An 11871-nucleotide genomic window follows, 5' to 3' on the forward strand; every position below is an offset into this window, starting at 1 on the left:
GTTCGTACAGAGCTGTGATTTTCTCATTTTTTCTCATAACTTGCGCTCCTTTCTTCGGTTTTAGGTTGTGTGTTCTAAGAGACTTCCCAACCGCTTGATTAAGAAGTCTTTTAGAGCATACAACACCCGCCGCAAGTTTGTATTTTTTGTACTGCTTGACTGCAAAATGCTCCGGGTCTTTTTCTTCCAGACGTTCAAACATGAGGTCAACCGGGTTCTGGAAGTCCTCGTCGTCCTCGCGGGCTTCCGACGCATTTATCATTTCAAGCAGCGTCGTGAAGTTCTTCTCGTCCTCCGGGGCTTCATACCAGATATAGCCGATTAGCGCGGTGTAGTAGAGCTTTTCCGCTTTCACCCAGAAATCCTCGCCGGATTTTTCCCCGTCGCCTTTGGTGTTGGCGATAATGGTATTGACTAACTTCAAAATGTCCTTTTCGCTCCGCAGATAGGCAAAGGGATTGTATTTCATGGATTTTTTGAAGTTAATCGTATTTAGCACTTTGATACGGTATTTGTACCGCTGTAACATTTTCCCGGTTTCCAAAATCAGTGTTCCTTTCGGGTCAGTGACGATATACGACGTTGGAAAATCCTTTGACGTACATTGCATGAGCGACGGTTTCACAAAGAACCGGGTCTTGCCGCTGCCGGAACCGCCGATTACAAGGATATTTTTGTTTCTTGCGTATTTCGGCTGCTTCGGGCGGCTGTTCATGGTAAGCCGTTCCGTCTGCGTTAGGGGGATATTGTTCTCAAATACCGGGTCGGTGTACGGCTTTATGTCGTCAGCCCCGCCCCAACGCGCCGAACCGTATTCTGTCCCGCGGCGGTATTTCTTCGCGTTCTTGCCTTTGGTGTAGATAATCAGCCGGACAATGACCGCCCCCGCAATGCCTAAAGCTAAGTCTGCCGGGTGGAAGCTCGGCGCGATACTGGAAAAGGCGGCGGTAAAACCGTCCCCAAGATGTAGCAGCTTTGCGCTCGCGTCCGCGCCGGGGGAGAGCCGGACAGCCGCGCCCACTTTATCAAAGAGCCAGACAAAGAGCAGATACGGGAGATTTAAGATAAGCAGCTTCTTGATTTCCGGCTTCATAGCGATACCTCCCTGTCTTTGTTCTTGACCTTTGCCCGTTCCGCGTTCTTGCCCTGTGCAGCTTCTTTGAGGGTAGAGAGCAGCTTTCGGATTGAGGGCTTTTTCTCCTGTGTCAGCTTTTTTGCGGAAAATTCCTTAAAGGCGGCGGTCAGCACGTCCGCGTCCCGCCCCTTGAAGAAAACCAGATAGCGGGGCGGGCTTTCCGTCGCGTCCTTTTTCAGCGCAAAGTCGATACCGTACTTTTTCGCCGTACTCTCAAAGGCTTTGATATTGCCCTCGGTAATCTCAATGTTGGAAACGCCCGCGTTCTGCTTCATAAGCTGCTTTAAGCTCTGCTTGCCCTGTGGCGGTTTTGCAAGCTGCTTTTTGCCCTTTGACAGTATGGCTTTCATTGCCTTTTGGAGCGTCTGCGCGGTCAGCTTCCCGGTCTTGATGTAAAGGGCTATGGTCTTTTCGTTTACTTCGTCCTGCAATTTGTCGCGTCCTCCTTTCGCGTTTCTTTATGGGGCGGCGGTCAGATACGCACCCGCAGCCCGTTCAAGTCCTCGGCTCTGATACCCACAAGATACCAGTTGTCGCCGTACTCAATCCGGGTCGGCTTCCACTTGCCCCGCACGAATACGTCAAAGCACTCGCCGCAATGCAAGCCCCCGTAGTAGCTGTTTAAGTCAAAGCGGATGTCGTAACGGTCGGTGCGCTCGTCAAATACCAATGCTCCTGTCATTTTCTGTGCCATAATAAAATCCTCCTTTTGTGGTTGTGGGTGGTTACAGGCTTTCGCCCTCGTTGCATGAATAATAGTCCGGGTCGCCGTACTGCGGCTTTTTCGGTGACAGTGCGCCGCTTGCCATGTCATGGGCGACAAGGGAAGTGTAATAATTGCCGATAGTGGACGGGGCGTTGAAAAGGGCTGCTTTCAGATATTGCTTGATGTTGCGGATTTTCGTTGTGTTCTCCCGCATACAGTCAAGCACAAAGCGGATATGCTCGCCGTCCAGTTTCATAAACTTAGATTTCACAAGCTCTGCCGGGTAGTCGTCCCCCGCAATCCGTACCCGCTTTCTGGCGGTGCATACGGTTTCAAGCATGAGGTCTACAATCTCGTCAAGCCTGTCACTGTCAAACTTCATGTCCTGTTTGAGAATGTCGTAGTCGATATTGTCCTTGATGATTTCCCGGTATATATCAACTGCGCTCTGTGCTGTCGCTTCCGTTCCTTTCCGTTCCGGCGGCGTAGCCGCTTCTCTGCAAGGAGAGGGGTTAGGGGAAAGGATAGGAATGGAATGGGTACTTTGTTCATCAGTAATTATTTTTTCTTTTTTTGGTAAGTCAGTTCTTTGTATATCTTTATTTAATTGCGTTGGATTTTCCAACGTAGGTTTTTCCAATGTTGGTTTTTCCTGTGTTGGATTATCCAATGTTGGATTTTCCAATGTTGGTAAATCCGGCGTAGGCGGCTGCGGCTGCTCGAATATCACATAGTCCGCGCCCCGCAAGCGTCCTTTCTCGTCGCGCTCCCTTGAACGGACGATATACCCGGCGCGTTCAAGCTCCTTAATGGCTTCGCGGATAGCGTCTATCTTCTCCCGGTTGATAAGGGATAAGCCTTTCAAGGTGTAGTCCCAATCTTCGGGGAGTGACAGCATTTGCGACAACAGCCCCTTTGCCTTTAGGGAAAGCTCCTTGTTGCGTAGGTGGTGGTTGCTCATTACGGTGTAGCCCTTGTTCCGTTCCACTCTGAAAACTGCCATAGTTCATAGCTCCTTTGCTTTGGATTTGTTACGCAGTAGAAGCGCGGTTTCGGGGAATAAGGTATAAATCCCTTGCCGCGCCAGATACACACCCGCAAAACCGCTTGTAGCAAGGCTTTTTCTGCCCCTACTGCGTAACAAAGGGCATGAAAAAAGCGGCGTTCCTGTTCTCCCATGTAGAGAGTAAGAAACGCCGCTTCTGCGTCGTATTCAGTTTTTAGTACAATACCCTGCTTGTCCGTCGCTCGAAAAACCTTGATTTTCCAGTGTTTTCAAAAGTATCGTTATCTAACGTCAGCTTTTGACAGACCGGGCTTTCAACGGATGATCGACGATATTGAGGAAGGCAAAATCAACTGCGTTGTAACAAAGGATTTATCCCGTTTAGGTCGAAACTATATTCTGACAGGTCAGTACACGGAGATCTACTTTCCGAGTAAAGGTGTCCGCTATATTGCTGTCAACGATAATGTGGACACTCTCAACGGCGAAAGCGAACTCGCTCCGTTCCTGAACATCCTGAATGAGATGCACGCTCGCCAGACCAGCAAAAAAGTCAAGGCCGCTATGCGGACAAGATTTGCGAACGGTGCGCACTATGGTGCATACGCTCCTCTGGGATATATCAAAGACCCCGACAAGTCAGGGCATCTTCTGGTAGACCCGGAAACGAAGTGGATCATTGAGAAAATCTTTGATCTTGCGGTGCATGGACACGGTGCGGCCAGCATCACCCATATTTTAGTAGATGAAAAGGTTCCCACTCCCGGCTGGTTGAATTTTCAGCGGTATGGCACATTTGCTAACATCTATGCAGGAGCGTCGGAAGAGAAGTCCTACGCATGGACGGTAGCGCAGGTCAAAAGTATCCTGAAAGAAGAAACCTATATCGGTCACAGCGTTCACAATAAGCAGAGCAACATCTCTTTCAAGAACAAGAAAAAGGTGCGGAAGCCGCAGGAGGAATGGTATCGTGTGGAGAACACCCACGAAGCTATTATCTCTGCGGATGTGTTCCGACAGGTGCAGGAGCAGATTGCTCATCGCCGTAGAAAACAGAAAGACGGAACAACGCAAATCTTTTCCGGGCTTGTAAAATGTGCGGATTGCGGCTGGTCGATGGCCTATGGTATGAATAAGCAGAACAAAAAGCCCTACGGCTATTACCATTGCAGCAAAAACGGACAGGGCCTTCACCAATGTTCCATGCACTATATTCGATATGATGTGCTGTACACCTATATTCTGGCAAGAGTGCAGTATTGGTCGCAGCAAGCACAGCAGGATGGAGATAAACTCTTGCAGCGTTTACTGAATGCCAGCGACAAAGAACGCAACACCGCCAAGAAAAAACAGACTGCCGAACTCAAAAAGGCCACAAAGCGTAAGGCAGAGGTGGACAACCTGTTCGCCAAAATGTATGAGGACTGGTCTGTTGGACGCATTACGGAGTACAATTTCAATATGCTGTCCGAAAAGTATCAGGCAGAACAGCATGAACTGGACGAAAAGATTCAAGAACTTCAAGCCGAACTTGATGCAGCCGTTCAGACCGCTGTTGACGCTGAAAAGTGGATTGAGTTGATGAAAAAGTACGTCAACCCCACACAATTGACCGCCGAACTTCTAAATGCTCTGATTGAAAAGATTCTCATTCACGAAGCTGTCAAGCATGAAGATGGCACCAGAGAACAGGAAGTTGAAATTTTTTACCGTTTTATCGGCAAAGTCGAGTGACGCATTATAAAAGGGTGTGCAATCGAACGGTTGCACACCTAGTACATAACCAATATCTTTAAGTGAGGGATTCTCCTTTTTCCCATTTGCTGATACCCTTGTCACTGACATGCCCGATGTGCGGAACCATGAACTATGATGTAGATTTTGATGCAACCGACGGCTGGACAAAATGACATCTGTGCAAAGCAGTAACCTGCTCTATGGATGAGTGGAAAAAGCATACAGTGTCCGTTCCTCTGTTAAACGAAAAACAGCTCGTGGCACGCAGTATGATTCGCAAGTAATGCACGCTGCATTCTGATAAATCTGCAAAAAGGAGGAATTCTGATGTGTGGTGATTACAACCTTCGCCGTGAGAAAAGATACGTCGAAGTGGATGTTCGTTTTACTCCTGACGGTAAGATCCGTCCTCTTGCCATAAACTATGACAAGACTCGCACTTATGGAATTGACCGTGTTTTGGCAGTCAGGCATGGCACATCGCGCCTTGGCGGAAAAGGTCACTGCTTCACCTGTCTAATCTGCGGGCAGAAGCGAAATCTTTGGCTTGAGCAGGGCAAGTGGTTCGTGGAAGCCTACTGCTCTGTGCCGGAAAGCCGTGCTTCGTAATGGCAAGGTACTTATCCCGCGCAGACCTTTCGCGCATAGCGGGTAAGTATATCGACCAGTACTATACCCGCTTCAGGATCAGCAAAGATGCCCCGGAACCCATTGACCCTGAACGGCTTGCAAGCGCTGTTCTTGGGCTGAATGTGAAAATGCTGCCGCTGTGCAGCGATGGCAGCATCCTCGGACTGACCGTTTTTCAAAGATGCGGTTTTACCGTAACTTTAGGGGATGGTACAAAGCTTGTAGAGATGTTCATGCCGAAGGACGTTGTGATCGATTCCGCCCTTGCGGCAGACAACTGCACCGGATGCCGGAATTTCACGATAGCGCATGAAGCGGCACACCATATTCTGGCTGACCTGTTTCCGAACGACTATGGAAAAGCAGTCAAGTGCCGTGGGCACATTGCCTATCGGGAACGAAACGGACAGCCCTCATGGGAGGAATGGCAGGCGAATACCCTTGCAGTGGAGATGCTGATGCCAACATTTCTGGTCAACGCCGAAATAGAACGTGCAGCGCTGTGCCTGCCAAATGGTATCCTGTACAAATCCGCATCGGACCCGAACTATGAAAAAATTCTGGAGATGGCTGCACGGATGGGAGTATCGTGGTCTGCGATTAGGATCAGATTACAGCAGATGCAGGTCATCAACGGAAAACCCATCCACTGCCATCCATTGGACGTCATTCGATTTGGAGAATAATATGACTTGGTCAAATAATCGCTCTTTTAAGAGTAAACCGCTGAACAATATACAGCAGGCACAATTCAGCATTGGCTGGAGGTTTTGTCCGGTTTGCGGACACAAGCTCTACCAAAAAACTGAGAGCTGTTCAGGCTCTATCAGCATAAAGTGCCTCAAGTGCGGCAACGTAGCAACCGTTGACTTAGCCTACCGCAGGCGCTGACTTTTTAGACAAAACACAATTTCAAAAATCGGGTGCATTGCACCCTGAATATGGACTGTTCGTCACCGAGCAACGGGCCATTGCCGCAAGGCAATGTATGAAACGTGCACCAAATAGCCGGGCAACAGCTGATAGAGTGATTCTGCTTTAGAACCGCTCTGTTAGTTGGTTGTCCGGCTATTTTTTTAGCCTTCAGGTAGCCTGCTCCCGTAAAAAGGAGCAGGCTTTATGTTTGTCCGTTTTTCGTGGATGCCCCAAGCGGCGAAATATCCGTAGCCTTCCAAATTTTCGACTTTTCACGACTTATCGAAAATTTGGAGGTTTAACATGGGCTTTAACTACGGTTTGGAAAAGAAGAATTTTGATAGTCAGTGGGCTATGACCCGCAAGCAGTATGAAGATGCCGGTATGAGCAGCGAAGCGATTCAGGCAATGTACGATTACGACTGGTCTGTTTTTAACGCTAATCGCTCTTACCAGAACCATACGCAGGAAATTGCAGCGCCGTCCTTTGAACAGAGCGAAGAATCCTACTCGCCCTTGATGAACAAGTATCAGGAAGCCGTTTCCGTTACGGATACTTACCACGAAACTAAAAGCCGTTTTGCATGGATTGGTGAGATTGAGAACGAGCAGTTGCTTACTGCACTCGAAACTTTGAAAACCGAAGATTTGGAAATTATCACCATGTACGCTTACGAGGGATACGACATCACTGAAATTTCTAAAGTCTACTGCGTATCTCGGCCCACTATTAGTATCAAAATCAAGAGAATTACTAAATTTTTGAAAAAATTCAATTTTAATGCTACGAATTGACCCTTCTCGATGCCTACCAAGTGAAGGGACAATTTCCCAAGCGGCATCTGCCGCAGGGCAAAGCGTCCGACTTCATGGTCCTTGAAAACTGAATAGTTCCGTCATCTGGTACTCCGATAATGATACTTCCGTAATTCGCGGCCCGGTCACAAAGCAGACGGGGTGGCTGAAATGCCAATGAAGCGGTACAAGTCCGCTGCCAGATGTTTATGCCCCACTCGCAGGGGGCCGAGGGCGAATATGCGAGATCTTTAATCATATTGATCCGGGAACTGTCGGGTACGTTCCACGCATCCGGCAGTTCCCGTTTTTTACGTATTCTTATTTATTCTTTACCCGAATATCCACTTTTGATACATAGGAGGACACTTTTATGGACGAGTTGAACCCCACGGTGTGCGAGCAGGAGATCTACGAGGAGATGGAGCTGACCCCTGAGATGGTCAAGTCCATCCGCACCCTTTGCGGCACCTGTCTGCGGCATTTTGTGGATGCAAAAGTTTTCAAAATCGCACTTGTACCCAGCGCAGACCGGAGCATGGACACTTGCACCGTCTGCCAGATGCGGCGCGGCTACGATTATGTGGTCATGCACCGCTGACCTAACCATACCACCATACCGTGAACGAAGCCCATTGCGGAACATCCGGCAGCGGGCTTTGCACATAACAACATGGAGGTACAATTTTGCAGCAAAACTGGAAATTCCAACGCGGAGACATCTTCTTCACCCATTTCGGGGCGAGCACCGGTTCGGAACAGTACGGTGACCGTCCGGCGGTCATTCTTCAGAATGACGTGGGCAACTATCACTCTCCGACCCTGATCGTTGCGACCATGACAAGCAAGGCGGAAAAGAAAGTAAACCAGCCGACCCACTGCCCGTTGGAAAACGCAGGGTTGAATATGCCGTCCGTTGTGCAGGCAGAGCAGATCTTCACCATCGACAAGAGCCGGGCGCTGAAGTATCTGGGGCATCTGACCCCGGAGGAGATGCGCAGGGTGGATGATGCAGTGCGTATCAGCCTTGCGCTGAACCCCATGGGCAGCATCCAGCAGATGGAGCCTATCCGGCGCTCTACGGCGCTTTACGCACCGCCTGAGGTGGTGGATGGCAAACCACCTGTCTACCCCTATACGCCCATCAAATCGTCTTTTGAGAACGCCGGAAGCATCGAGGAAATGATGCTGTACACCGAGTTGCAATCCGCGGTTCATGCCATGATCCAGCGGTTGGAATACAGCTTCACCTTCAATCCCAGCCTGCTCACCAGCCCGAAGCGGAAGCAGCAGGTGGCTGAGATCTTAGAGGAAGCCGAGAAGTACATTTGGAGAATCAAGGAGGAAATGCGATGCGCCTGAACGAAAACAATACTTTCATTGGTATCAACCCGCCGTACCAGCTTTCGGTCATCCACAGCAGCAAGCTGATCTATCCCCGCGAGATCTACCAGCGGGGCGTGGAGCGCAAGCGGGTGGAGCTGATCGCCAGAGACTTCAATGAGTACATCGTTAACGAGCCGAAGGTCAGCTTCCGCAACGGCAGGTACTATGTGATGGACGGGCAGCACACCATCGAGGGCTGCATCCTCCTCAACGGTGGCGAGGACCGCCCGATCCTCTGCAAGGTCTACACCGGACTGACGATGGAGCAGGAAGCCCTGCTCTTTGCGGAGCAGAACGGTCACGCCGTACCCCTGTCGGCGGGCATCAAGCTGCGCGCCAAGGTGGTGGGCGGTGATGCGCCTTCCAAGGCGTTTGTCGCAGCCACTAACCGGGTGGGGCCGTCCCTCAACTACGACAGCATGCAGCTGAGCGACTACCGCATCAGCTGTGTGGGCACGGCGCTGAAGCTGTACGACCAGCTGGGTGAGGAAATTTACTGCGAAGCCCTGCGGCACATCGTGGAAGCGTGGGAGGGCAGACCGGATTCCTTCCGGGCAGCTGTTCTGCGGGGCGTGATGTACTTTGTGCAGCTGTATCATGGACAGTACAGCGCGGAGCGGCTTGTCCGTGCGCTGAGCGGCGTCCATCCCATGGAGCTCTACCGTATCAGCCGGGATAACCCCGCAAAGCTCCCGGGCTGGCGGCGGTATGTTTACCCCATCTACACCACCTACAACGGCAAGTGCAGGAAGGATGCACTGCCGATGAAGTTCTAAACTCAAATATCTCCTTTGGCAAGGGCGATGGTACCCGGAAAAGGCCATCGCTCTTTACATATAGTATTTTCTTTCAAATAATTGACATATTGAACTAGAAAGGAGAGGACCGGAATGAGCGAGATCGCAGCCTGCACTTTGATTCAGGAAGAGCCTGACCGAAAGACGGAGAGGTATCTGACGATGTTCAAGGACTACCCGGATGTGGTGACGGTGGAGCATCTTCAGGAAATGCTTGGCATCTGCCGGAAGAATGCGTATCTGCTGGTCAAGCAGAATAAGATCCACTCGGCGCGTGTAGGACGCAGCTATAAGATACCAAAACTCTGCGTGGTAGAGTACCTGCTCGATCAGGATCGGCAACTTGGAGGGATGCACCTTTCAAACTCCCTTGCGCCATCCTTGCAAAACACTCCAGAATCTTCTAAACTTATGATGCCTAAGCAAAGGACGTTTGGCTGCGAACAGAAAGGAGCATAACTATGACAAATGTGGCCGGACATTTAAGAGAACAAAATGGTATGTATCAGATGATTCTGAGCTGGAAAGACGCAGATGGAAAGCGCAGAACCAAATCCATCAGCACAGGACTTCCGGTTAAAGGAAACAAAAAAAGAGCTGAATCTCTGTTGCGTAAAACACAAAAAGAGTTTAACCCTGAAACGATGCAGCAGGTTTCCGACCTGCCGGTATCGGAATATCTGAACCGCTGGCTTCGGGAAAGCGTGATGAACCTTCCGCCCGAAACCTATGGCAGATATGCTTATGATCTGGGAAGAGTAGTTGTCCCATACTTTGAAAAGAAGCGGCTGTCTTTGAAAGCACTCTCTCCGCGCGATCTGGAAACGTTCTTCCGCTATGAGCGTCAGCAGGAGGAGGCCAGTGTACAGCAGCTTCTGGATTGGCACAAGGAGTTGACCGATGCCCTACAATATGCCGTTGACAATAATTGGCTGAAGGTCAGCCCCATCAAAGAAGTTGACCCCTGCCTTGATAACTCCCCGGTACTTTTCACCGACTTCATCACGGACTGGTTGAAAATGATGAAGTCACGAGTGGAAATCACAACCTATACCAGCTATGAAAGAGCAATCGTTCACAAGATCGTCCCATATTTTGAACCGCTCCACTATACATTGCAGGATATGGAACAGCATCCCAAATACATCCAAGACTTCTACCAGCATGAGTTGGATCGTGGCCTTACGGCAAACACCGTCATTCACTATCACGCCAACATCCGCAAATGCTTGCAGTACGCTTTTCAAATCGGCATGATCCGTTCCAACCCGGCAGATCGCGTTGAACGTCCTCGTAAGGAAAAGTTCAAGTCGGAGATTTACAGCGGTGAAGAACTGGAGCAGCTATTCAAAGTGATTCAAGGTGATTCTTCGGAGTTTGGTGTTATCATGGCTGCATTCTACGGCCTGCGGCGCAGTGAAGTTGTTGGCTTGAAATGGGATGCCATTGACTTTGAGAACGAGACCATCAGCATCCAGCATATGAAAAAGCGAGTGTCCTTACAGCGTTTCAAATGCTGTAAGAACACTCGCTATGGTGCCGGTGGTGGGGGTCGAACCCACACGTGTTATTAGCACAAGGGATTTTGAGTCCCCCTCGTCTGCCATTCCGACACACCGGCGTATGTAGAACGGTATTATTATAGCGGATTTTCCATCCAAAATCAAGACACTATTCCCTTTTGCAGAAAAAAGAATTTTTCGCCTTCCCTTTCCGGGGATTCCGTGGTATCCTTACAACAAAAAAGAGCCTGGAGGTTTCTATGAATCACACGTTTTCTGCTCCCGTTACCGATGCACAGCGTCAGCGGGATGCTCTGCTGGGTGCGCTGGTGGGGCTGGCGCGCTCCACAGTCAATGAACCCAAAACGGAGGACACTGACCGCATACTGGCTGCCAGTCTGCGGCTGGCGGCTGACCCCGAGGCCGCCGAGAGCGCGCTGCTCCGGATGACCGACATCGTTGAAGCTGAGAAGCACCGGGTGGCCCCCAACTGCGCTGCCTGTGCCATGCCCTGCGGAAACACCAGCAATTATGACCTTGCCCGTTTGTGGGGCGCACCCGCAGAAATTTGTGCCCTGAAAGTTCGACTGCTTTCTGCGGTCTGCGTCCTTGCCGGACAAAAAACGACGGCACAAATCCAGAAGGAGATCTGCGATGATCTATTTGTGCTGGCAGAGGACTGGGACACCGAACTGCTGCTGCCCATCGTCATACGGGCCGAGGGGCTGTGCGCCCAGTAACTTTTCCAGAAACAAAAAAGCTTTTCCTGCCTGAAAACGAACCTTTTTTCACAAAACCTCTTTACAAATGCGCCGCAAAAAACTATTATATAGTTATATGCTGCCGTTTGAAGCAAAGTTTTTCTACCGGCGTAGTCCGGTATTATTCCCACACGCAAGACTATATGAGAAAGAAGGTAGAATCCATGTCAGTGAAAAAGCCTGTCGTTCCTGCCGCTGCAGAAGCTCCCGCAGCCGAGGCAAAGCCCGCACGCAAGACCGCAAAGTCCGCTGTCAAAACGGAGAAAGCCCCCAAAACGGAAAAGACCGCCCACAAGGGCCGTCCCCCGCTTTCCCCTGAGATCTACGTTGAATTTGCCGGCAAGCAGTATAACATCACCGATCTTGTGGACCGCGCCAAGGCCGATTACCGCCTGACCCACAAGGTGGGCGTGCAGTCCTGCAAGATCTACGTCAAGCCTGAGGAAGAGGCCGCCTACTATGTCGTCAACAAGGTCGGCGGCAAGCTGCCTCTGTAAAGGC

The 11871-nt window shown here is 50.3% G+C and carries 14 protein-coding genes, 1 tRNA gene and 1 pseudogene; 11 read left to right on the forward strand and 5 right to left on the reverse strand.

Going from position 1 to position 11871, the window contains the following annotated elements; all coding sequences use genetic code 11:
- The 4 genes from J3351_RS06030 to J3351_RS06045 all read right to left on the reverse strand — a co-directional run.
- The coding region (locus tag J3351_RS06030; RefSeq protein ID WP_242699324.1) for a type IV secretory system conjugative DNA transfer family protein at positions 1-1093 on the reverse strand (1093 nt) is incomplete at its 3' end.
- Positions 1090-1566, reverse strand: coding sequence for a PcfB family protein (locus J3351_RS06035; RefSeq protein WP_002569165.1), 477 nt, complete (start codon positions 1564-1566; stop codon positions 1090-1092). The genes J3351_RS06030 and J3351_RS06035, both read right to left, overlap by 4 nt.
- Positions 1567-1607: 41 nt before the next feature.
- Complete coding sequence (locus J3351_RS06040) at positions 1608-1829, reverse strand: DUF5348 domain-containing protein (protein WP_002569164.1); 222 nt, start codon at positions 1827-1829, stop codon at positions 1608-1610.
- Positions 1830-1860: 31 nt separating this feature from the next.
- The gene (locus J3351_RS06045) at positions 1861-2844 is read right to left on the reverse strand and encodes a DUF6017 domain-containing protein (RefSeq protein WP_008978068.1); all 984 of its coding nucleotides are present in this window, start codon (positions 2842-2844) and stop codon (positions 1861-1863) included.
- A 300-nt stretch (positions 2845-3144) separates the two neighbouring features.
- On the opposite strand from J3351_RS06045, the pseudogene J3351_RS06050 reads away from it, so the two are divergent.
- The 9 genes and pseudogenes from J3351_RS06050 to J3351_RS06090 form a co-directional block, all read left to right on the forward strand.
- Positions 3145-4581, forward strand: a pseudogene (locus J3351_RS06050) (recombinase family protein); the annotation flags it as partial.
- Between the two features lie 330 nt (positions 4582-4911).
- Positions 4912-5193 (forward strand): hypothetical protein, encoded by a 282-nt coding sequence (locus tag J3351_RS06055; RefSeq protein WP_055189751.1) that lies wholly within the window; start codon positions 4912-4914, stop codon positions 5191-5193.
- Entirely contained in the window at positions 5193-5900 is a 708-nt protein-coding gene (locus J3351_RS06060; protein WP_156060461.1) for an ImmA/IrrE family metallo-endopeptidase, read from the forward strand. Before J3351_RS06055 ends, J3351_RS06060 begins: the two co-directional genes overlap by 1 nt.
- Positions 5901-6432: 532 nt before the next feature.
- On the forward strand, positions 6433-6924 hold the full coding sequence (locus J3351_RS06065) for a sigma-70 family RNA polymerase sigma factor (protein ID WP_207697327.1): 492 nt from the start codon (positions 6433-6435) through the stop codon (positions 6922-6924).
- Positions 6925-7297: 373 nt separating this feature from the next.
- Positions 7298-7525, forward strand: coding sequence for a hypothetical protein (locus tag J3351_RS06070; protein WP_156060459.1), 228 nt, complete (start codon positions 7298-7300; stop codon positions 7523-7525).
- A gap of 86 nt (positions 7526-7611) precedes the next feature.
- Entirely contained in the window at positions 7612-8286 is a 675-nt protein-coding gene (locus J3351_RS06075) for a type II toxin-antitoxin system PemK/MazF family toxin (protein WP_156060457.1), read from the forward strand.
- Positions 8277-9086 carry a DUF6551 family protein gene (locus J3351_RS06080; RefSeq protein WP_156060455.1) on the forward strand — a complete coding sequence of 270 codons (810 nt, stop codon included), beginning with the start codon at positions 8277-8279 and terminating at the stop codon, positions 9084-9086. Before J3351_RS06075 ends, J3351_RS06080 begins: the two co-directional genes overlap by 10 nt.
- A gap of 114 nt (positions 9087-9200) precedes the next feature.
- Positions 9201-9566 carry a helix-turn-helix domain-containing protein gene (locus tag J3351_RS06085; protein WP_242699325.1) on the forward strand — a complete coding sequence of 122 codons (366 nt, stop codon included), beginning with the start codon at positions 9201-9203 and terminating at the stop codon, positions 9564-9566.
- Between the two features lie 2 nt (positions 9567-9568).
- Positions 9569-10681 carry a phage integrase SAM-like domain-containing protein gene (locus J3351_RS06090; RefSeq protein WP_242699326.1) on the forward strand — a complete coding sequence of 371 codons (1113 nt, stop codon included), beginning with the start codon at positions 9569-9571 and terminating at the stop codon, positions 10679-10681.
- Here the strand turns inward: J3351_RS06090 and J3351_RS06095 are convergent.
- Positions 10642-10728 (reverse strand) — tRNA-Leu (locus tag J3351_RS06095). The two genes, J3351_RS06090 and J3351_RS06095, sit on opposite strands and share 40 nt — an antisense overlap.
- Positions 10729-10869: 141 nt before the next feature.
- Here J3351_RS06095 and J3351_RS06100 point away from each other — a divergent pair.
- Together J3351_RS06100 and J3351_RS06105 are read left to right on the forward strand one after the other, a co-directional pair.
- Positions 10870-11349, forward strand: a complete 480-nt coding sequence (locus tag J3351_RS06100) for a hypothetical protein (RefSeq protein WP_207697328.1) — start codon at positions 10870-10872, stop codon at positions 11347-11349.
- Between the two features lie 185 nt (positions 11350-11534).
- Entirely contained in the window at positions 11535-11867 is a 333-nt protein-coding gene (locus J3351_RS06105; protein WP_035393739.1) for a DUF6465 family protein, read from the forward strand.
- The last annotated feature ends 4 nt before the right edge of the window (positions 11868-11871 follow it).

It is taken from the genome of Faecalibacterium sp. Marseille-Q0746, from assembly GCF_017377595.1.
Classification (GTDB): domain Bacteria; phylum Bacillota; class Clostridia; order Oscillospirales; family Ruminococcaceae; genus Faecalibacterium; species Faecalibacterium duncaniae.